Origin of the sequence: Ferruginibacter paludis (assembly GCF_030409685.1) — a bacterium.
GTDB lineage: Bacteria > Bacteroidota > Bacteroidia > Chitinophagales > Chitinophagaceae > Ferruginibacter > Ferruginibacter paludis.
The window spans coordinates 62,733-85,457 of sequence record NZ_JAUFQJ010000019.1 but is presented as its reverse complement, the minus strand read 5'-3'; the positions used below and the strand labels follow the sequence as shown (position 1 = coordinate 85,457).

10 protein-coding genes are annotated in these 22,725 nt (G+C 43.6%); 5 read left to right on the top strand and 5 right to left on the bottom strand.

What is annotated here, in order from left to right:
• Positions 1-54: 54 nt before the first annotated feature.
• Both QWZ08_RS23695 and QWZ08_RS23690 read right to left on the bottom strand, forming a co-directional pair.
• Complete coding sequence (locus QWZ08_RS23695; protein ID WP_290340090.1) at positions 55-1,644, bottom strand: hypothetical protein; 1,590 nt, start codon at positions 1,642-1,644, stop codon at positions 55-57.
• Positions 1,645-1,668: 24 nt separating this feature from the next.
• Positions 1,669-2,547: a M12 family metallopeptidase gene (locus QWZ08_RS23690; RefSeq protein WP_290340089.1), complete on the bottom strand. Its 879-nt coding sequence runs from the start codon at positions 2,545-2,547 to the stop codon at positions 1,669-1,671.
• 191 nt (positions 2,548-2,738) lie between these two features.
• Between QWZ08_RS23690 and QWZ08_RS23685 the strand changes: the two genes are divergently transcribed.
• On the top strand, positions 2,739-3,380 hold the full coding sequence (locus tag QWZ08_RS23685; RefSeq protein ID WP_290340088.1) for a response regulator transcription factor: 642 nt from the start codon (positions 2,739-2,741) through the stop codon (positions 3,378-3,380).
• Here QWZ08_RS23685 and QWZ08_RS23680 read toward each other — a convergent pair.
• A complete protein-coding gene (locus QWZ08_RS23680) occupies positions 3,345-5,243 on the bottom strand; it encodes a 7TM diverse intracellular signaling domain-containing protein (RefSeq protein WP_290340087.1) in 1,899 nt (632 codons plus the stop codon). The genes QWZ08_RS23685 and QWZ08_RS23680 overlap by 36 nt on opposite strands.
• Positions 5,244-5,729: 486 nt before the next feature.
• Here QWZ08_RS23680 and QWZ08_RS23675 point away from each other — a divergent pair, with 486 nt between their 5' ends.
• From QWZ08_RS23675 to QWZ08_RS23660, 4 genes are all read left to right on the top strand, one after another.
• The gene (locus QWZ08_RS23675) at positions 5,730-6,449 is read left to right on the top strand and encodes an MORN repeat-containing protein (RefSeq protein WP_290340086.1); all 720 of its coding nucleotides are present in this window, start codon (positions 5,730-5,732) and stop codon (positions 6,447-6,449) included.
• A gap of 156 nt (positions 6,450-6,605) precedes the next feature.
• The gene (locus QWZ08_RS23670) at positions 6,606-8,624 is read left to right on the top strand and encodes a M13 family metallopeptidase (protein WP_290340085.1); all 2,019 of its coding nucleotides are present in this window, start codon (positions 6,606-6,608) and stop codon (positions 8,622-8,624) included.
• A gap of 881 nt (positions 8,625-9,505) precedes the next feature.
• Positions 9,506-11,890 (top strand): T9SS type A sorting domain-containing protein, encoded by a 2,385-nt coding sequence (locus tag QWZ08_RS23665; RefSeq protein ID WP_290340084.1) that lies wholly within the window; start codon positions 9,506-9,508, stop codon positions 11,888-11,890.
• A gap of 829 nt (positions 11,891-12,719) precedes the next feature.
• Positions 12,720-13,814 carry a sulfotransferase family protein gene (locus tag QWZ08_RS23660; RefSeq protein WP_290340083.1) on the top strand — a complete coding sequence of 365 codons (1,095 nt, stop codon included), beginning with the start codon at positions 12,720-12,722 and terminating at the stop codon, positions 13,812-13,814.
• On the opposite strand, the gene QWZ08_RS23655 is transcribed toward QWZ08_RS23660, so the two are convergent.
• Together QWZ08_RS23655 and QWZ08_RS23650 are read right to left on the bottom strand one after the other, a co-directional pair.
• Positions 13,799-16,996 carry a non-ribosomal peptide synthetase gene (locus QWZ08_RS23655; RefSeq protein ID WP_290340082.1) on the bottom strand — a complete coding sequence of 1,066 codons (3,198 nt, stop codon included), beginning with the start codon at positions 16,994-16,996 and terminating at the stop codon, positions 13,799-13,801. The genes QWZ08_RS23660 and QWZ08_RS23655 overlap by 16 nt on opposite strands.
• A 10-nt stretch (positions 16,997-17,006) precedes the next feature.
• Positions 17,007-22,697, bottom strand: coding sequence for a type I polyketide synthase (locus QWZ08_RS23650; protein ID WP_290340081.1), 5,691 nt, complete (start codon positions 22,695-22,697; stop codon positions 17,007-17,009).
• Positions 22,698-22,725 lie beyond the last annotated feature (28 nt).

Here is a 22,725-nt window from a genome sequence, read left to right as displayed (position 1 = left end):
ACTTCATAATTCTATTTTTTATACTGGCTGTGTAATATTTACATCACCCAAATTTCATTTAGATTTTAACCCTAATAGTTTTGAAACTACGCCTGGGTTAATTAATAGTGCGAAAAAAGATTGCACTTTATACTCTCTGGAGACATTTGACTTAAGATATTCAAGAGTTGCATCTATCCCCACAGGCAGATTAGATTGATCTTTAGGTTCAGAGTGGTATTGTATGCCAAAACCAAGAGAAAAATCTTTAGAAAGAGCTAAAGAAATGCCGCCATAAATATCTTGAATTGGATCCTTTGAGATTCTTATTCCTGTAGTTATCCCTATTCTTTCTTTCAATTGGGTTTTACTATCCTTTGAAAAAATTGATTCAAATCGGTCTATATCTCGACCAAATGGATACCATTCTACCAAAGCCATTAAATTTGATTTCCATTCTTTCTTTTGATCATCATCCAATTGTACGGTTAGCTGATTGTCGGCGCTAATTGTAAATTGCTTTCTGTTCAGTAGAGCTGCAGAAATGCCTACTTTAATCCCAAATGATACTTTTTCGTGTATATCAAATGAATATTTGATTGAATCCTTTAAGTCATTAAAACTTATAGCACTTGGAGCTACAATCTCCTCATCATTCAATAAGTTAAACGATATTGGAATTTCTTGATCCCTGAGGCTTGTTTTCGGGCTGCTACAATCAATAGCATCAAACTGAGGCAAGTTGCCTAAAATTGATGTTGATAAGTCTTTTAAGTCATTAAGATTTGACTGAAAATTGTTAGTCTTATTATTAATTTTAATTTTATATTTTGCGAAATCATTTTGTCCTCCCAATATTACAAACATGATGTCTCTTTTCTCCAAAGCATATTTACTCCACTCTCTTTTTTCTTTGTTTAAAAAGAAAGATTCTATAGCTTCTTTTTCTACAAACTGACTAAGGTAGCCATTATAGACTTTTTCCATAGAGTCTTTTTCCTTACTAAATTTTGAAATTAAATCCACTTCAATCTTCATTAATTCTTCAACTTCAGAAAATTCTTTAATCTTCGACACGATAAAAGAATTTTCTTTTCCTTTAACCTCAGATGCTGCACACGCTTTGTCCGAATTTGTCGAACTGAATTTTTGGCATTTAATAAGTTCATCTTTATTTTCCAAGCTTTCCTTTAAATTATTTCGAGTTAGGGTAAGATCATCTAAAATTTGGGAATGAAAGTTGGTCTTGTTACAAAATTCAATGAATTTAGTTTTCGCTTTTGTTGCATTTATATCATCCTGATACAACTTTTTTAAATCAAGTGGATGTTGAATAAAAACTATTATTTTAGTTTTCTGGCAGTGATTAGCATCTGAATTATAATCTTGCATCCATCTTGATAAAATGGGATTAGATAAAAAAGCAGGTTTTAAAGTGAATAAGTTTTGTAAAAATTTAGCAGCCTCATCAGTATTGCTAATTGGTTGTTTTGTATTGTTGCTAACAATGGCTAAAGGTGCCCCTGTGTTATTGTAGCCACAAGTTCTCAAATCATCAGTGTTGATATTTTTAACTTCTTTCTCAAGTACGGCTTCCGTTTTTTGTGAATACAATTTGCTAAAAGTAAACGCTATTAACAAAGACATATAAAATACTTTTCTCATGTTTTTTGACTTTTTTTATATTTACTATAAATTTTTATATATCGTTTTTATTGCGGCGATATCTCCAATACTCAAACTATCCCTGTTCCCTACATTAACCTTTGAGCCGTAAGTGTTTAAAACTATTTTTATTGTTTGTCTTCCATTCTTACCAAAAGCATTTAACGGATAATGCATAATCGAGTTTAAATCATACGATGAGCTAAGTGTACTTACATCTTTGATTTGTTGTAAAAATTGACTGGTATAGTTTGTATCAATATTCTGCTCGACTATATGAATATACATATCACGATCCGGGCGACAGTGTTCATGCCAAAGCCCAAGACTATGCCCCAACTCATGCATAACGTTTCCTTTATCAGGTACTGACTTAACAAAAATTAATTGTTTCAACCCTTTCATTCCGATGTTAGAAGAGTAACCATCCGATGCATTGAATTCCAAAAAATTTACATCAGCATCAGTCTTAGGAACAAAGCGAATTAATTGAGTTTTGGTCTCCCATTCAACCATAGCACTTCGAATAACATTTTTTGCATTTTCGTCAATTAGGTCCCCAAAACTGTAAGGAATGTTACCTTTTTTCCATATCGCATTAGTAGTAACAAAAGATTCAACTTGATAATCTTTCTGTAACAATTCAAACTCATTTATATTGCCAAGCATGATATCACCCTGAAATATAGCATAATCTCCTACCTGATTATATGGTAATAATATAGTATCAAATTTCAGGTTATCGGATAATCTGGAGTTAATTAAAAAAGACCCTTGTTGAGTTTTAGACCATTTTTTGTTATCATAAGAACAAAGCTCTATAGGTCTTGGCGTAACATCTTGATTACATGAAATAATTAAAAGAGTAAGCACAAAAAACAATATCCTCTGCATTGATGTCATAATAATCTTTGATTTTACCAGTTACTTTCTTTAATCAAATTATCCTAACTCCTTATTCCTATCGCTTGTTCAATTCAAAACTACTCTCTTAGAAATCCAATTCCAACAGGTAAAACCCCCAATCTCCATCAGGAAAAACCCTGATAAATTTTCATGGAAAAACTGCCTGTTAAATAATTTAACTTTAACAAATGACTACCATTGCGCTGGTTGATGACCATAAAATATTCAGTGATTCGCTTGCGAGTTTGATCAATGACTTCGAAGGGTTTACTGTTTGCTGGTCGGCACAGGATGGCGCCAAAGCCATTCAGTTATTGCAGCAAAATGCGCAAAAGCCGGATATTGTTTTTTTGGATATTGTAATGCCGGGCATGAGTGGTTTGGATGTAGCCAAATGGATTTGTGACAATAAAAAAGACATCAAAGTGCTGGCGCTTACCATGGAGGAGGATGACAACAGCGTGATACAAATGCTGCAGTATGGGGTAAGAGGCTACCTGCTTAAAAACATTGGCGCAGAAGAATTGCGCATGGCCCTGGAACAGGTGGTGAAGTTCGGTTATTATTATACGCCGATCATTACCAGCAATATTCACAAGCATGTTGAGAAAAAAAATCAGTCGGGCAATGTGCCTGAAATAAAAGACCGGGAGAAGGAACTGCTGAATCACCTGTGTACAGAAATGCCGTATGCAGAAATAGCAAAAAAAATGTTTCTCAGTGAGTCAACCGTTGACACTTACCGGGCGAGGCTTTTTGAAAAGTTCGAAGTAAAAAACAGGATCGGCCTGATTTTAAAGGCGGTCAACATGGGCCTCGTCAAATTGTAAGGGTATCTCAATATGAATAGCTGTTCCTTTTTCCTTTGCGGTATGCAATAGAAATTTTCCCTTTAAATACAACACCCTGCTCTCTGCACTTTGCAAACCCAGCGATTTTTTTTGCTCGCTGTTAGCCTGTAGAAATCCCTGGCCATTGTCTGCAATATTTACAATCACTGCGTCGCGGTCGGCTTCTATCTCTACACTGATCAGGCTGGCTTTGCTGTGCCTGGCAGCATTTAACACCAGTTCACAAATGATGCGGTACAAATTGGTCTGCAACTCAATATTTAATATCGACTGCACCTCGTGTTTAAAATCAATCTGCTTATTATACAATTGCTGGATGGAGTCAAGGTATTCTTTCAGCGTACTGATAAGGCCATTGGAGGAAAGCCCTTTGGGCATTAAGTTATGCGCCACATTGCGTATCTCGGCAATGGAGTCGTCAATGATGCCTTCCGTTTTTACCACTACGCCATTCAGCAGGGCCGGGTCTTTGGTATGTACAATGCGGCCGAAATTTATTTTAAGTGCCGCCAGCAGGGGACCAATATTATCATGCAGGTCTGCCGCTATTCTTTTCCTTTCATGGTCCTGCACACTCACCAGTCTTTTTAAGGTTTCTGTTTGCTCCTGTTCCAGTGCCAGTACCTGCTTTTCCCGCGCTTTCATTTGTTCCAGTAAACTAAAGAACAGTCCAAATGCCATGATGGTAATCTCAAGTAAACTGCCCACTGTAAGGCCGTGTTCGTTCAGGAAAAAGCTGCTGATAACGCCTGCCGTCGCAAACACCTGGATGAAGGCCATTACCGCAACAGCAAACATGGCAGCCGAAAATATTTTAGCCGTGATGCCGGTTTTGAACAGCAGGAGCGGTATACAAACAACGAGTAAAATGGAGGCAATTAAACCAGCATGCCATAACACAACGAGACCATATTTCAGCGAAGGAAGCAGGTTGGAATCAAGGAACGATAACATGAAGCTGATTATGATTACCAGGCCATACAGCGTCCATTGAATGACCGCCTTAATCCAGCGATGGTGGAGCAGTTGTTGTTGAAATACCAGTTGTAAAACAAGGATGAGAAAAAAACAGGCACCTAAACTACTGACCGGTTTAATAACCTGGTTAATAACAGGCACGCGGGGATAAAACAAGGGAAAGAGCCTTCCATAATGCGCCAATACCCAACCGGCAAAGCAGAGAATGTATCCGGTGTACGCAGCAAACTCAGGTTTCTTAAAATGAAACAGGGCTACCGTAATTACGATCAGGATCATACTGGCCACACCGATGTAAAAATAAACCACCCTGTCGTACGCCAGGTATTTCAGCTGTAGTGCATCTTTATCCAGTATTTCATAATGTACGTTTATGTTCTTCTGACTGGCTTTTAGTGCGATGAGATAAAAAGATGGAACAGGGCCAACGTTGACAATTGCTGTATGCCAGTTGTACAATTTGTTTTTGTAGGCCATTGCATTGCCACCCTGGTACAATAACTGTCTTTCGCCATTGGTAAATACCCGGTAAATGGCAACGGAATCAAGGCTGGTATTATCAATGGAAAGCCGCTGATCGTTTTCGATTGCAGCAGCATTGAGTTTTAATACAATGTAGTGATAGGCGCTCCCCGTAATGCCAAAGTTGATTTGATTGTCCGGGAATTTGGAGAAGCGGAATGAAGTCAGGTGTAATTCGTAAATGGTCTGCTCCGGCTCCAGGTTGTTTGTAAATATCCGGACGCTGTCAAAGACAGTCAACGGTTGAGCATTGGTGAAACCAACTGCTGAGACAAATAATAGCAATAAAAAAATATGCTTTTCCCTGCCGGTTTTTAAAAGCGAATTATAGAGTATTGACATAATTAATTAAATGAAGTAGTACATGCTTCAATCAATTATGGCACAGAGGTAGATTGTTTAATAAAAAAATGTAAAAAGAGGATTGGAAATAAATACTAACAGCCGGATGATGTAATAAAACATCTTGGATAATTCATGCAGTTAGTTCAACTTTTATTCTTGTAAAGAATAATGATACGGTTAAATTAAAAAATAAAACCGAGTATTACTATTGATTTTAATAATTTGTTTTAGGTGAGCAGAAACGGCAGTGAAAAACATGTGTATTAAGAAAAGTAACACATTGGTATGGAGAAGGGGCGGGGCATTGGGCCCTGAAGAAAAAAATCAACCCTGTTAAATTTACAATGGTTAGTCGGTTCGTTTGTGCAAACGATATATTACCTTACCTTGTAAAAAATGCCAATGGCCGTAACCCGTGCTTTTGATTTCGTCTTGCCGCGGCACCCGCATTTACCAACGATTGTAACTTCTTAAAAAAATGATATGAAACTAACCCCTGTTGTTTTACTTATTTTGGCTGTCAACTTTTTCATAAATATTGTCGCTGCGCAGGACAGCAGCAAGGCTTGTAAAGTTGCGCTGATGGACCTGGCAGGCAAGTATACCGGCGATTGTAAAAACGGCCTGGCCAATGGCAAGGGCGAGGCCACCGGCTTAAATCACTACAAGGGTATTTTCAGGAATGGTTTGCCGAACGGTGCCGGCGTTTACAACTACAGTGACAGCACCTGGTACTCCGGCAATTTCCAGGATGGCATTAAGGAAGGGAAAGGCGAATTGCATTACATGCGGGCCAGTTTACCGGACAGCATTCTGTCAGGATTCTGGAGTGGTGGAGAATACAGGGGCAGAAAATACATTACCTACCTGCTAAACGGCACCACCTTTTTCGATAACGTTGAGGTGATCCCTTCAAAAGAAAGTGGCCATATATTAAAGATAGAAATTTCTACTACCAGCGGTGCAGCCAATGTTGCGCCTCCGTCCGGAAACCCAGTGCTTACGCTTGCCAGTTTAACGGCTGTCAACGCGGTATTTGCCAATAGAACCTCCAACTTTGCAACTGCAACCAAAAGCTCTGTTTCGTATGAAATAAGCCAGTTTCCTGCCCATTTCTTTGCCACCCTTTCCAACGGAGAAACATTTAACCTGGAGCTGTACAAAGCCGCCAACTGGACGGTGAGACTATACCGCAACCAATAATGAAAAGCAAGTGTATACCAGGAGGAAAGGTTTCACTACAGGAATGGTAATACTACACACACGATAATTAAGCTTTTCCTTTGCCTTCCGCAACGGGCCAGGTGCAATCAACATCGCCGTTTTTACTTTATCTTCATTTAAATAAAGTAATTGTGTATGACTAAACTGGTATTCCTTCTGGCAGTAGCCCTGTCGCTGGCTGCCTGCAACAACTATGTTGCTGCGCAAAAAAAACACATCGCCGTAGAGGGCATCGACCCGGCTAAAAAGCCCGGTGATAATTTCTTTTTATACATCAATAACAAATGGTACGATACCGCCCGGATACCGCCGTCGCAGTCGGGCGTTGGTGCATATATGTTTATGAATTACCCGCAGCGGTTGCGGTTGCAGGGTATCCTGGATAGTGTGTCGAAGGCTACCAATACAACAGGCAGCATTGAGCAGCAGCTCGGCGATTTTTATGCTTCGGGTATGGACACCCTCACCATTGACAAACGTGGTTACGATCCCATCAAACCTATGCTCCGTGCAATTGACAGCATAGCTGATGTGGCAGGCCTGGTGCGCTTTGCTGCCAGTGGCTTAAAAGCAGGTAATGGTTCTATACTATCTTTTAGCGTTGGGCCGGATAATAAAAACAGCCATCTTAATATTGCGCATCTATACCAAACCGGCATTGGTATGCCAGACCGGGATTACTATTTTAAAACTGATTCCCCAACGGTTGCCATACAGGCGGCATATAAAAAATACCTTGCCGCTTTATTTACATTAACAGGCAGCAATGCTGCAACCGCACTCAGCAATGCAACACTGGTGTATGGCATAGAAAAACAATTGGCCGCGACGCATAAAACAAATATTGAACTGCGGGATATCAATGCCAATTACAACAAAATGCCCGTAGCGGTACTCGCAAAAAAGCACCCCAACATGGGGTGGTTAAATGTATTAACTATTTTAGGAGTAACAACAGATTCGATTGATGTTGCCCAAACCGCTTACTATGATCAACTGAATGCCTTGCTGCCAGGCATACCTCTGAGTGACTGGAAACTGTATTTAAAAGCCAGCACCCTCAACGTTTATACCGGTGAGTTAAGCAAGCCTTTTGGGGATGCGGCATTTGAATATACCAAAGTGTTGAAGGGCCAGGCAGTACAAAAAGCAAGAGGTGAGCAAATAGCGGAAGCTGTGGATCAGCTATTAGGGGAAGCATTAGGCCAGTTGTATGTAAAAAAGTACTTTACAGAAAATGCCAGGAAAAGGGCGCTTGAACTGGTGAATAATTTACAGCAGGCATTCGCGGCAAGAATTAACCACCTAGACTGGATGAGCGACAGCACCAAGCAAAAGGCGAAAGAAAAATTATTTGCCATCACAAAAAAGATAGGCTATCCTGACAAATGGAGAACCTATAAACAGGTGCATATCGAACGCAGTAGCTACTTTGAGAATGTTGTATCGGCCGCCAGCAATGATTACCGGCACCAACTGGAGAAGTTAGGTAAACCGGTCGACAGGTCGGAGTGGTTTACTACCCCTTCCACCGTTACGGCCTATTATAATCCGGCAGCCAATGAAATTGTATTTCCGGCAGCCATTTTACAATCGCCTTATTTTGATGAAGCCGCAGATGATGCATTGAACTACGGCGGCATTGGTATGGTAATCGGCCATGAAATGACGCATGCCTTTGATGACCAGGGTGCCCAGTTTGATAAAGACGGCAACGTTTCCAATTGGTGGACCAAAGGTGATTACGCCAGGTTCAAGGCAAAAACGCAACAGGTTGTTGACCTGTACAGCACCTTTACAGTGCTGGATACGCTGCATGTGAAAGGAGCTTTAACCCTTGGAGAAAACACAGCAGATGTGGGTGGTGTATCCATTGCATACGATGCTTTTAAATTAACACCACAAGGGCATGGTACAACCAGGATAGATGGGTTTACACCCGATCAACGGTTTTGCATTTCCATTGCACGCATCTGGCGCGTGAAGATGAAAGATGCGTTTCTTCGTTACTGGATCAACAATAACCCGCACTCACCACCCATGTGGCGTGTGAATGGCCCGCTGATGAACATGCCCTATTTTCACCAGGCTTTCAATATACAACCGGGTGATAAGATGTATGTAGCGGAGAAAGACAGGATAAAGATCTGGTAGTGGCCAAGGGTGAATTTATACCCTTTTACCTCATTTAGCAAACTGATTCAGCGAACAAAAACCTGGTATGGCGGTTAGTCTGCCACGGGTTTTTTATTTTTTGCATATTGCAACCGGTGGGCGGGCTGTTGATCCGTTGGTTAGGATAGTTAAAAATGAGACGCGCTTTTTGACCACATGACCAAAGGCAAATTCAAGATACCAGGCGGTGAGCTTACGGGCAAATCTTTTTTCTCACCCTTATTTTTGCAGGCACGCCAGCCAGGATGATGAAGGACAATTTGGCGATATTGGGATGAACCGAAAATCAATACCTGCAATGTATTAACCCATTTGGTCAGGGCCTGATATATCAAACTCCACAACTTAAAAAAACGGGCACAGCTGTAAAGCATATTGAAGCAAATAAAAATATCATTTTTGCGAAAATGAATTTGGTTTTTTTGCACGCCGGCACGCTTTACTTCTTCCTGCAGAACTCCATACTTTGATCTTGATTTTTTCTTTAATATTAAATGTCGCTACCCCCAACTACTAACACCATACCCTTATTTCATGAACTTGGTTGAATAAGTTTAATCAACATAAATCAAGCTGCCTTTTGTCCATTTTTCACTTGATACCAATGACGCCATTCACACTTTGTATCAGTAATTCCCTGTTACTATCCGTTCCCACGGTGAATGTCATTAACGAAGTATAACTATACAAGCATTGATACAGAATTGAGAATTGCCATCCATAAACCGGAAAGCTAGTCGTGGAGTATTATGTAATGTATCCTGGTTGACAGCCTGTTATAAAATCGGCACTGACATTGTTTTACCCAATGCGCTTACAATTACAATAACAAACTCATTTTTAAAAACCCAGCCCCGCAAATGAAAACAATCACTCACCTTTTTCAAAAAAGAGTTATTGCCTCTTTTATCGCCGGCTTTGTTTCGCTATGCGCTGCAGAAGCAGTACATGCACAAACCGGTTACCTGTATCTGCATGCTAAAACCCTCAGTGAAGACCTGAATCAACCTTTTAATTTTTCCGTTTCGGGCGGCCCCACGTCCGTTTCCAATTTCACATTGGAAGATAATGCACTCAATATTGAACCCACAGACATTGGTGCTGGTCATGGTACCGGCAATGGTGAACTTTGGGCAGTGGCAGGGCCAACGCTGGGAGCGCCTGGCTACATTTACCACCGCTCCGTTAACAGCACTGTTTGGAACAAAGTGTCTGCTACCCAAAAGGCGGTTACGATAGATGGTGCGGACCTGGGTCATTTTGTAATGACAGATTCTGCAGGCGACGCATACGTGTACAATGGCAGCTCTTTTATTATGCTCTATAACCACGCTACATTCGGCGGGCTGCAAGCTATTGATATTGCCAGTAACGGCAGCATCACCAATGGCACAGGAGCTACAGCCATTGTTGTATCCGGTGGCCGGGTTGGCCGCTACACCGGTAATTACAGTTCAACTTTTACCTGGACGGAAATAACACCCGTTGATAATGGCGGATTCTCATTTACCCGACTCGACATTAACCCTACTAACAATGATATCGTGCTGACAGATGGCGCGGGGTTCATCACCAAGGTAGATGCCACGGGCGGCAGCCTCGTATATTATGCCCGCGGCGGCACAGGCACCTCCGACTATGATGTTGCGGTTGACGGCAATGGTAATGTATATGGAGATGCATCCAACCTTACCGGCATGGGTTCTGTCTACAGGTATAGTAGCGGCACATGGACGGAAGAACCTACTGCCAGTCACCATTTCTTTTTTACCTGCGGCGATAATGGCCAGGCATGGACGGTTACCGGAGTTACGGCAACTCAGCAAACGTACTATGCGGTTCCCTCTTCAATATTTACCCGGACAGGCGATGGCTCAGGCACGTGGCTGGATGATGAGCGGGTGCAGACTTCGCGGAATGGCAATGCCATTATGATTCCTGTAGCTGCTGGCACCTATACCATTACAGAAGGCAGCCCCGCCAATTACAACCTGCAGAATATTACTATCTACAATCCTGCCAGCGGCAGCACTGTTAATATTGCCGGCAACAGCACTTCTGTTGTTGTTACCGCAGGCCAGGTAGTACATGTAGTATTTACCAACGGCCTTGTATCCGCCACCGCAATTTCCTCAAGCTGTGGTGCCAGCATTATGATAGAAAACTTTGGATCAGGCGCAACGGGTATCCGCGGTAATGCGCTATCCGGCCTTACCGATTACCATTACTGGAATGATACCGCCCGCAATACTATGAGTGATGGCTACTATGCTTTATCACAGAGTTCTGCCCAATGGGCCAATGCCACACTTACAGATCATACTGGTCTCAGTGGCGGATATTTTATGCTGGTAAACGCTTCTTTTGCGCCGGATTTATTTTACCAGCGCCGGATCACCGGTTTGGTGCCCGGCAGAAGTTATATGTTGTCTTTTTGGGCAGGTAACCTGTCAACCACTTCTCCTTTACAGCCGAATATCACTGCTGGTATAAGAGATACAGTTTCATCAACTTTATTAGGCTCTGTAAACACCGGCCAGTTTCCTGTCGGCAATGCATGGCACCATTACACTTTTACATTTACACCCTCTGTGTCCACTGCAGATATTTTCCTTCAAAATAACGCCCCCGGCGGATCTGGCAACGACCTGGCGATTGATGATATTTCGGTTAGCGCATTATGCACACTACCGGTAACAGTTACTGATTTTACTGCACAGCAACAAGGGCAAACAGCTTTGTTAAACTGGTCTGCTGCAGCAGCGGTGAACTTTAATTATTTTGAAGTGCAGCGGAGTACCGATGGCGTTCATTGGTTAGCTGTTGGAAAAGTGCCAGGGCAAAACAACACACTGGCATACCGGTCCCATTTTACTGATATGGTACCTGCAAACGGAACCAATTATTACCGGTTAAGGGCCGTTGACCTAAATGCCGCTGAACAATACAGCAGAACAAGAACGGTGACATTTACAGCACTTGCAAACTGGGCCGTGTCAGCTTCTCCCAACCCAACAGATGGCGGAGGTGTTGTTATGCTGCAAAGCAATAAGCCAATAACAGCGGTTCATATATTTGACCTAAGCGGAAAACTAATGAAAGCAAACAGCACAGTTTCCGCCAGCGGACAAGGCAGCTTAACGGTGGCCTTGGGACTAAGCAATTTGCCGGCGGGCATGTACTTGGCACAAGTACAAGATGCTTCCGGCAACAGCGTGAATATTAAACTGGTTAAAAAAGACTAACGATAAAATGTAGCAAAAGCTTGCTGGCCTGATACAGCACAACTTTCTCTCCGGGACAGTAAGCGGTCCCGGGGCGGCGCCGGGAGGCTAAAAATGACAAGAGGCTGTCTCAAAATATGAGCAGCCTCCTTTTGTTATTATGCAGCTGCGCAGATTATATTGAAAGGGCCTGCTAAAAATGAATGGGCTTGTACTATATTTTGCTGGTTGCAGGAATTTGGACTACAATTATTCTTACCACTTATTTTTGAGATTATTTTTCTTTTCAGCTTCAGGGCACTTTCTTGTTTATGCTGAGAGCAATTGCTGTACATTCAAATTCGGCAGCTACTTTTACTTTACCACAAGGCATTAATCTACAAATTACTTTGTGCTCCTTTCTATTTGCAAATACTCCCCCTATCCTGTGCCCGCTGTTTGGGCTGTAGAGTGCCTTCGTCACCGGTTAAGAACAGCCGGTCTTTTTGCTTGTGCTTATTGAACGCAGAAGTCCGTTCTGCGCTGTTGTTTCTGATCATTGATGGCGGGCTTCTGGTAAAGGGCATTTGCTGCCGGCCTGTGTATATAAAATGTTGTTTGATCAGCTTTCTTTTTTGTGGGTTGTGAGTATATGTTAACTATTATACGGTTGGAAATACGGAGTAAAGTCCCAATGTTTTAATCTGCCTGTCGTTATACTTTTGTACCAGCAACGCAAAGTCCAACACCAGGAACACGGCACCAAAGTGAGGCAATGTTTTGTTTAAATTATGTCGTGGTTTGTTTACCTGTAAGCAGGAGTAGTTTTTTATCAACGTTAGAATTAACTTAGTAATTGAAATCTACTTTCATGAAACGACTTTTTCCATTGCCGATTTATACTTTCCTGAAAATTGTATTTCAAAACGGTGGTATTGCGCCCGGTAAAATTAAAAATTTACCGTCCTGGTTGATAAAAACGATACTGTTTGAGCCGCTGCGCTGGATTGAACTGGCGGTGTATAAAAAAAAGATCAGTCGCCATACTATAACAAAGGATCCTGTTTTTATTCTTGGCTTTTACCGCAGCGGCACATCTTATCTGCATGAGTTTTTAACAAAGGATGACCGCCTGGGATATCATTCAAATTTTCAAATGGTTTTACCTGAAATCATGCTTAGCAGTGAAAAAATATTACTGCCTGTATTTGAATTTATTTGTCGTTCTTTCAACCTTCGTGATTCTGTCCACAGGGTACCCTTATCCTTTCGGTTTCCAGGTGAAGAAGATGCAACGATGACAACATCTGTAAACCCCAGGGGCGTACAATGGGGCTATTTCTTCCCGAAAAAGATGAATGAATATTTCCAAAAATATGTACTGTTCCAAAACCTGCCAGCAGCTGAATTGACTGCATGGAAACAAGACTTTATTTTTTTGCTCAACAAAATATCTTTGGCAAATCACAGCAAAAAGCTGGTGCTTAAAAGTCCCCCCAATACGGCAAGAATAAAATTGCTGTTGTCAATTTTCCCAAACGCAAAATTCATTTTTATCCATCGCAACCCTTATGAAGTGTACGTTTCCAATAAAAAATTCTGGAAAGTGATTCAGAACACATATGCTTTAGCAGGAACCAAGTCGGTTAATGTCAATTCGATTATCCTGGATACCTATTCTAAAATGATGCACCGTTATTTGCAGGAAAAGGATCTGATACCGGAAGGGCAACTGATTGAAATACCTTATGCAGAGCTTATTCAAAAGCCGCTGGAAAGTATGCGAAAGATATATGAAACAATCCATCTTGATGATTTCGATTATTGTGAAAACAAGATGAGGTCATTTGTAGAAGGTCGAAAGAATTTTGTTCGTTTAGAACATGATATACCTGCAGAAGAAAGGAAAGTAGTGTCAGAGAAATTGGCACCTTTTATCAGGCAATGGAACTATCCTTTAATTTGAGCAGCCAGACCTGCGATTGTCTGGTATTCAAAAACGTTTTCTACACTCAGTCGCAAACCGGAAATGTTGGCCGCTGCAACTATCTGAATACTTTGAATTGAAGCTCCTCCAAGATCAAAAAAGTTGTCGTGAATACCCACCTGCTCAACGCCAAGCACATCTTGCCAGATGCTGGTCAAAGTTTGCTCCACTTTATTTCGCGGTGCAACATATCCAGGTTGTTGACGAATGTTACCTGGTACCGGCAAAGCCATCCGGTCTATCTTGCCACCAGGTGTCAATGGTAATGCATTCATACGAATGATAACAGCAGGTATCATATAGGCGGGCAATTTCTGCCTGAGAAAGTCCTGTAATTCATCTGTATCGGCGGGTTGGTCCTGGGTTGGGACATAGTATGCCACCAATCGTTTATCTCCGGAGGTTGCTGCACGTGCAATCGCAATGGCATAATGTACTGAAGGATGTTGCATCAACACAGCGGCAATCTCACCCAATTCAATACGGTGGCCATTCATCTTTACCTGATCGTCCATACGTTCCAGCAGCTCAATTGAATAATCTGGTAAATAACGTGCGTGATCGCCCGTTTTATACAATCGTGCGCCGGCAATGGAACTAAAACAGTCGGGTATAAATTTCTCGTTGGTCAAATCAGGATGATTAAGATAACCTTTCGCTAACCCTTCACCCCCTATATGCAATTCGCCGGCTACGCTAATGGGCATGGGTTTCAGATGACGATCCAATACATAAAGCTGGGTGTTGCCAATTGGCTGCCCGATTGTAATTGCGGTATCTCCTTTTTGTACCTGGCTAACCGAAGACCATACGGTTGTTTCAGTGGGGCCATACATGTTCCACAAGCTTCCAACCCGATCCAACAACTGATCAGCCAATCCCCTCGTTAATACTTCGCCGCCGCAAAGCGCTTTCAATTCCGCCTCACCTGTCCAACCCGTGTCCAAAAGCAACTGCCAGACAGCAGGTGTTGCCTGCATGATATTTACATTATGATAACTGATTGCCTCAGCAATCATAGAAGGATTGCCAATCATTTTTTCGCCCGCTATCACTACCGTTGCCCCTACTATTAAAGGCAGGAACAATTCCAGGGCTGCAATGTCAAAAGACACGGAGGTCACTGAAAGCAGCACGTCATTCTTATTAATTCCTGGCTGTAAACGCATTGACCAAAGGAAATTTACAAGGGCCGCATGATGTATCATAACTCCTTTGGGCCGACCTGTAGAGCCTGAGGTAAATATGATGTATGCAAGATCATCTGAAGCAATATTGGTTGCAGGATTTGAGCAATCATCTTCTGTTGATGGTTTATCATTCAAATTGACAAGATGCACTTTATGATGCTCCGGCGGCTCAATATCTATATTAGTCATCAATACCTGTACGTTCGCATCTTTCAGAATAAATTGCACACGTTCTTTAGGAAAGGAGGGGTGCATAGGCACATATGTTCCGCCCGCTTTGAGTACAGCAAAAAGTGTTTCAACGATTTCTAAAGATTTCTTCATCAGGATACCGACCCGAATACCCGGGCCAACACCCAGTGACTGCAGATGCCTTGCCAACACATTTGAACGCCGGTTCAGTTCGGAATAGGTAATCTGGGTGTCTTCAAAAATAACAGCGACTGCGTCTGGTGTCCGTTCCGCCTGTGCTTCAAAAAGCTGGTGTACACATTTATTGTGCGGATAATCGAGCGATGTAAGGTTCAGCTCGTAAACCAGCCGGTGCAACTCCTCTTTGGTAACTATTGGCAACCTGGAAATTGGACAATCTGGTTGGGTTATAGCACTCTCCAGCAGCATTTGAAAGGACTGGAACATCCTGGTAACAGTTGCTGGCTTAAAGAGATCATTATTGTATTCCACTGTGCCATGATATTTTCCTTTCGACTTGGACAGCATGAATGTCAGATCAAATTGGGATACACCGCGATTGATTTCCAGGAATTTCATTTCGATACCAGGAATTTCCAGTTCGGGCATCGGTGAATTTTGCATGTTAAAAACTACCTGGAAAACAGGGGTGCGGCTGAGATCACGCTTCGGCTTCAATTCTTCGACAAGTTGTTCAAATGGCAGATCCTGGTGAGCATAGGCTTCCAGTGAAACATCCCGAACGCGTTTAATCAATTCCCGAAAACCCGGATCTCCCGACAGGTTGATGCGAAGCACAATTGTATTGATAAAAACACCGATCAAATGCTCCAGTTCCGGAAGATTGCGATTCGCTACAGGCGCTCCTACTAAGATATCATCTTGTCCACTAAAACGATGGAGCAACGTGTAAAACGCTGCAAGCAAAGTCATGAACAAAGTGGCGTCTTCCTGCCTGCTCAATTTTTCGAGGGCTTCCATTAATTCCGAAGAGAGTTCGAAACGATGTGTTCCTCCCGCGAAATTTTGCCTTGCTCCCCGCTGCTGATCGGTCGGTAATTCTAAAACTGGAAGTTCTCCTGCTAATTGCTTGATCCAATAATCCATCGATGATTTCAACACTTTGCCACGTATATGATCGGTTTGCCAATGTGCGAAGTCGGCATATTGGATGGGTAGTTCAGCAACCTGGGGGGACTTGTTGCGTGTGATTGCTTGGTAGAACGTCAACAATTCCCGGAGAAATATGCCTAAAGACCAACCATCTGCAATGGTATGGTGAACAACAATGAGTAACAGCTGTTTCTCATTGCTTAATATGTACAACCTAAGCCGTATCAATGGCGCCTGGGTAAGGTCGAAAGGCTTCAAAACTTCCTTTTCGGCAATCAGGCGGGCCTCGTTCACTTGTTCCATGACATCGATTTCCTGCAGATCAACGGTTGAAAGTGTTATCATTAATTCTGGCAAAACTTCGATAGCAGGTATCCCCTGACCAAAAGAAAAATGGGTCCGCAGTACCTCATGACGGGCAATGATCTGGTTGGCACTTTGCTCCAATGCAACAAGATCAGCCTTACCCCTGAGCTCAAGAAAAACAAAGAGGTTATTAACCGCAGTTCCCTGCTCGAGCATCTCAAGAAACAACTGGCGCTGTTGCGGAAAGGAAAGTGGAATCGGACTATTCAGAGGTCGTCGGGGAATACCTGGTATGTCATCATTTGTTTGGCCCTGTAGCCACTTTTCCAATAATGCACGTTTCGCCGGTGAAAGTTCCATTTTCTTGAATTTATTTTTTCTTCGAAAGTAGCCGTTGGGCTTCTTCCTCACTCATTTCTTCAATCTTACTAAGCATTTCGGCTGCTAATTTTTCTGCAAGTCGCTCAATGGTAAAAGCCTTGAACGCGTCTTGCGGGTTAATGCGGATACCAAAAGTTTTTTGGGCCAGTGCTAAAATTTGTGCAGCGAGTACTGAGTCGCCGCCAAGTTCAAAAAAGGAGTCGTGAATGCCGATCCGATCAATATGTAGTGTCCGCCGCCACAACTCTGCGAGTTTGCGCTCCATATCATTCCTGGGTGCTGCGTATTGCTGACGCAGGTTTGGTCGGGCATAGTGACGGGCAATACGGGTGTTGCTCCCGCCAACTTTTGCAAAGAATGGCATGCCTGCTGCTGTTGGGTAAAGTTCGAGCAGGTTCTTCAAATCAAAAGGTAATACTACAACCTGGGGAGTTGGCTCTGTGAACATCTGTCCAAGAATCTCCAAACCCTTGTCAATATGTATCACCTTGATAAGATGTTGAGTGGATGCGTTTTGCTCCTTCAGCCTTTCGGTAGCTTCCGCGGCCAACCCAACTTCCGCCCAGGGGCCCCAGTTGATGCTGATTGCCGGAAGTCCAATACTACGACGATAATAAGCCATTGCATCCAGGTAAGCACTTGCAGCCGCGTAATTCCCCTGGCCCGGGGATCCAAGCACGGAGACAACAGACGAAAACAGCACGAAGAAATCCAGGGGGGCATTCAAAGTTGCCTTATGAAGGTTCCAGGTGCCATTCACTTTTGGTGCCATCACATTTTTCATCCGCACCGTATCCAGATTGAGCAGGGAGCCATCATCCAGGACACCTGCTGCGTGGATTACGCCCCGTAACAATGGCATATTTTGTTCGATGTTCTTAAACACCGGTTCAAATTGGTCCGAATCGCTTACATCTGCCTGTGCAATGACAACTTCAATACCTTCTTCCCGCAATTGTTCCACAATACGGTTAGCTTCAGCAGATGGTTCACTCCTGCCAACTAAAACCAGGTGCCGGGCTCCTTGTTGTGCCAGCCATTTTGTGGTGATTAGCCCTAGCCCTCCCAGGCCTCCTGTAACCAGGTACGTGCCATCCGCCCGCAGTGGCACTTCCGGTGTGTACGATGAAGTTGCGGTTGTAAATGGCAAAAGCCGAAGAACAAATTGAACACCGGCTCTATAGGCGATTTGATCTTCATGATCTTCTATTGAAATTTGTTTGAAAAGAAGTGGAACAGCTTCCCCATTGGACTGGTGAGGATCAAGATCAATCCTTACACAACTGAGTTCCGGGTATTCGAAGCTGATCACCTTCCCAAGCCCCCACACCGGGGCTTGTTCAACTGCGATTGGCTCACCGGATTTGACTGACTGGGTGCCTCTTGTCACCAGCCATAAACGAGGCCATGCTGCAAGCCGTTTGGCCAAAGCCTGCACGAGTAACAAGACACTGTTACATCCTTGCATTTGCATCGTATTCAAAATATCTGAAACTTCCGGGGATGGTTGATGTATTGATAAACTCCATAAATGTACAATGCCGTAAAATGTTGAGGGGATTTCCCGTAAGTGTTGCTCTATGATTTCAAGGAGCGAAACATCATCAGCAGTATTCAAATTTTTAATCGCCTCATTTAAAAACAACAGGTGACAACTATCACCACCTGCCTCTATATTTTTCGCTAATGCTGCACCTAACCCTTCATCGTCCGCAAGAATCAACCAATGCCTTCCTTCCCGCAATGGTGCAGACAAAGTTGCTGGCTCTTTCTGCACCTGCCAACCCAACTGGTACAACCAGGTTTCTTGCCGGGATAGGAGCGGTCGCTTGCGTATGCTTGTGCGCTGCAGCTGAAAGCCGCTGAGTTCGGCAACAATTTGATTGTTTTCATTTAATAATTGGATATCAGCATAAATGTGGTCTGTGCCTGCCGAAGGTTCAGATTGCAGGGATACATGACTCCATATAAGCGGATCTGGTCGTGCGAAGAACCGGATACGCTTGCAGCTGGCTGGTAAGTAAAGGCCATGGTCAACAGTATCATTTGGCGTTGCAACCAATACCTGCAGACAGGCATCTAACAATACAGGATGAACTTGGTAACCGCTAGCTTCATTTTGTAATAACCCGGGTAATTGGATACGACCCAATGATTCGTTATCCTTGCACCATGCATATTCTACTTGCCGAAAACCTGGTCCATACTGAAGGCCATGTTCCTGTAATTTAAGGTAAAATGCTTCTGAAGTAAACTGTGCTGCACTTTGTTGACGAATTACATCGGGTGGAGTCCCCTTTGGTTCCACCAACCTCCCTGCAGCCTGATGCTGTATAAAAGTGGCCGAAGCGTGTAACATCCAATTTGCTTCCATGCCGGGTCGGCTATAAATGCTAAACAAGAAATTACCTTCCTGAACAGGAGACAACAGCGCCTGAATCAACCTGGGTTTTTCGTTTTGTAAAATCATTCGCTCTTTGAAAACGAAATCACACAACTCATGCGAATAAAGTAAACCTGTTTCCTCAGCAGCTTGTAAAGCCATTTCAATATAGCCGGCAGCAGGAAAAAGGATTTCATTCCCGATCCGATGATCTTGCAGATACCACAGTAACTTAATATTAAGCTCCGATTGCCATACAAACGTGGAAGGTGAATTGGCCAGGTTCATTCGGTCGCCCAACAGCGGATGAGCATTTCTGCCGTCCACCTGGGATCGATGCGTGGGAGTTTTCGGAGTGTTTGATTTCCCATCAATCCAATAACGTTGGCGCTGCCAGGCAATCGGAGGGAGATGAACATATTTCCCCCCGGTTGGAAAAAGGTTGTTCCAGGCAATTGAATATCCTTCGGTGTAAAGAGCGGCTAAAGTTTTAAGCAGGACTTCTCGTTCCCGTTCTTCCCGGCGTAACGAAGGATACAACCTGACATTCGGGTAACGGGACTGTATGGATTGTTCGATGGCGCCGAGCAGAATGGGATGTGGGCCAATCTCAATAAAAGTTGAATGACCACTACTGAACAACTGCCCGATTGCAGCTGAAAAGAGTACCGGTTCCCTGAGATTATCCATCCAGTACTCCGCATTGAAATTGAGGTGATCCCCCGGTGCTCCGGTAACCGTGGAATAGAAGGGTATACGGGCAGCCTGCGAATGTAATCCGTTCAATGCCTGCAGCAAATCAGTTCGCAAATGATCCATTTGTGGACTGTGGGATGCAACATCTGCATTGACCAATTTGCAAAAGAGGTTTTGGCGTTGTAAGGAATCCATGATCTCTTTAATGACTTCGTTATCCCCGGATAACACAGTTGATCCGGGACTGTTTATCACAGCTATGACAACATCATTGTTGTATCCCTTTATGCATTCTTTGGCTTGATCCGGCGATAATTCTGTCACCAGCATACTGCCCAGCCCCCGCATTTGTTTCAGGAGCTGACTGCGCCGGCAGATGATCCGAGTAGCGTCTTCCAGGTTCAAAATGCCGGCTACATGTGCTGCGGCCACTTCTCCCATACTGTGGCCTACTACGGCATCCGGTTTAATCCCCCATGATTGCCATAGTCCGGCAAGTGCAACCTGGATTGCAAACAGCATCGGTTGAACCACATCAATTTCGTCCAGCCTTGATTCCGATTGTTCCGAGCGAAGCTCGTTCATCAAAGACCACGTGCAATATGCCTGCATAGCCTGGTCGATCCGTTCAATCGTTTTATAAAAAACAGGTTCCTGCTGAAGGAGTTCCCGGCCCATACCACACCACTGTCCTCCTTGTCCCGGAAAAACAAATACAAGCCTGGGCTGACGATTCGGAACCATACTTCCATGAAAAAGAAAGGGAGCCTGTTCACCACGAAGGAAGGACTCCAGGCTGGCGCACAATTCTTTGCGGGAATGACCAATTGCTGCCAGCCGGTAATCATACTCACTACGTCTTAAACCAGCGGCATAACATAGGTCATTTATTAAGATAGCACCATCATCGGCTAGCATTTTCAGAAAGTTGCCGGCTAGCCTTTGAAGCGCTTCAAAACTGTTTGCAGACAGCGGGAGCAAGTGGCCATTGGAAGCAATTGATTGTAACTGTTCTTTGTCTGCTTCATCTTGCCTGATATGGTCTGCTTCACGCACTACCACATGCACGATGGTTCCACCAAAACCAAATGAGCTTACGCCTGCAATGGCCGGGCCGGAACCAGGCGGCCAGGAAGTCAACTCGTTTTGAACACGTAGATGCAGCTCATTAAAAGGAATGTGTGGATTGGGTGTTTGATAATGAAGACTGGGAGAAATCATTCGATGTTGGATGGACAGAATAACTTTGATTAAACCTGCAATTCCTGCAGCAGCTTCCAGGTGGCCAATATTGGTTTTTACGGAGCCAATGGCACAAGGTCCATCAGTACGATTAGCACCGATAACTGCACCAAGTGCTTTAGCTTCCATTGAATCGCCTAAAAGTGTTCCAGTGCCATGGGTTTCTACATATTGAACACTGGCCGGGGAAATACCTGCTGTGTGGTATGCCTCCCGTAACATTGCTTCCTGCGCTTCCCGATTGGGAGCCATTAAACCATTGGTACGGCCATCCTGGCTAATGGCACTCCCTGGAATCAGGGCATAGATGGGATCTTTGTCTGCCAGTGCGGATGAAAGCGGTTTAAGTACAATCACGCCACCACCTTCGCCACGAACATAACCATTCGCACGGGCATCGAATGCTTTACATCGGCCATCCGGAGCTAAAACACCGGCTTTGGTAAAAGCTATTGAGTGTGCCGGTGACAGAATCATATTTACTCCTCCTGCCAACGCCATTCCACACTCACCACTCCTGAGACTTTGACAAGCCATATGAACCGCAGCCAGTGAGGATGAACAAGCGGTATCAATAGCAATGCTTGGTCCATGGAAATCGAAAAAATAAGAAATCCGGTTGGCTGCAATAGATAAAGCGCTTCCCGTACCTGAATGGCTGGTAATCATCAAAGGATCATCAAATTGAAGCTGGCTGTATTCGCTTATGGAAATACCGATGAATACTCCTGTTTTGGTGCCGGCGATATTTGCCTGGATTTGTCCTGCATCATCCAGGGCTTCATAGGACAGTTCTAGTAACAATCTTTGTTGCGGATCCATGTATTCGGCTTCCATCGGGGAAATTCCAAAAAAGAAAGGATCAAACTGATCAATGTTGTCAAGAAATCCTCCCCAATATGAAACCGCTTTGCCGGGAACTGCAGGATCTGGATGATAGAACGCATGCTTTGGCCACCGATCTCCAGGAACTTCGGAGATCGCATCGGTACCGGTGCTAAGTAATTGCCAGAAAGATTCGGGATCCTTCGCCCCCGGAAACCGGCATCCTATACCTATGATAGCAATGGGCTCCCGGGAAGTATCCGGAATTGAGTTTGAGTCTAAGCCGGCTGGCTGGTTTCCAGTATGCTCACCCAAATAAATGGAGAGCAGTGATATGCTGGGATACTCATATACCAGGGTCGGCGAGAGACGGTTGCCAAGCAACTCTTCCAGGTCGCCTGAAAGCGTTACGGCATCAAGTGAGGAAAGCCCATAATTTGCAAAAGGCTCATGAATATCAATGGTAGCCGGTGCAATATGCAACAGCTCCGCAAGGTGCGTAATTATCCAATCCTGAATTTCTCCTGTGTTCAACACATATTCAATTAAGAGTAAGAAATAA

What these genes read in the sequence shown, in the direction of transcription:
- QWZ08_RS23695 (WP_290340090.1), bottom strand. Translation starts at nt 1,644, where the DNA reads ATGAGAAAAGTATTTTATATGTCTTTGTTAATAGCGTTTACTTTTAGC.
- QWZ08_RS23690 (WP_290340089.1), bottom strand. Translation starts at nt 2,547, where the DNA reads ATGACATCAATGCAGAGGATATTGTTTTTTGTGCTTACTCTTTTAATT.
- QWZ08_RS23685 (WP_290340088.1), top strand. Translation starts at nt 2,739, where the DNA reads ATGACTACCATTGCGCTGGTTGATGACCATAAAATATTCAGTGATTCG.
- QWZ08_RS23680 (WP_290340087.1), bottom strand. Translation starts at nt 5,243, where the DNA reads ATGTCAATACTCTATAATTCGCTTTTAAAAACCGGCAGGGAAAAGCAT.
- QWZ08_RS23675 (WP_290340086.1), top strand. Translation starts at nt 5,730, where the DNA reads ATGAAACTAACCCCTGTTGTTTTACTTATTTTGGCTGTCAACTTTTTC.
- QWZ08_RS23670 (WP_290340085.1), top strand. Translation starts at nt 6,606, where the DNA reads ATGACTAAACTGGTATTCCTTCTGGCAGTAGCCCTGTCGCTGGCTGCC.
- QWZ08_RS23665 (WP_290340084.1), top strand. Translation starts at nt 9,506, where the DNA reads ATGAAAACAATCACTCACCTTTTTCAAAAAAGAGTTATTGCCTCTTTT.
- QWZ08_RS23660 (WP_290340083.1), top strand. Translation starts at nt 12,720, where the DNA reads ATGAAACGACTTTTTCCATTGCCGATTTATACTTTCCTGAAAATTGTA.
- QWZ08_RS23655 (WP_290340082.1), bottom strand. Translation starts at nt 16,996, where the DNA reads ATGGAACTTTCACCGGCGAAACGTGCATTATTGGAAAAGTGGCTACAG.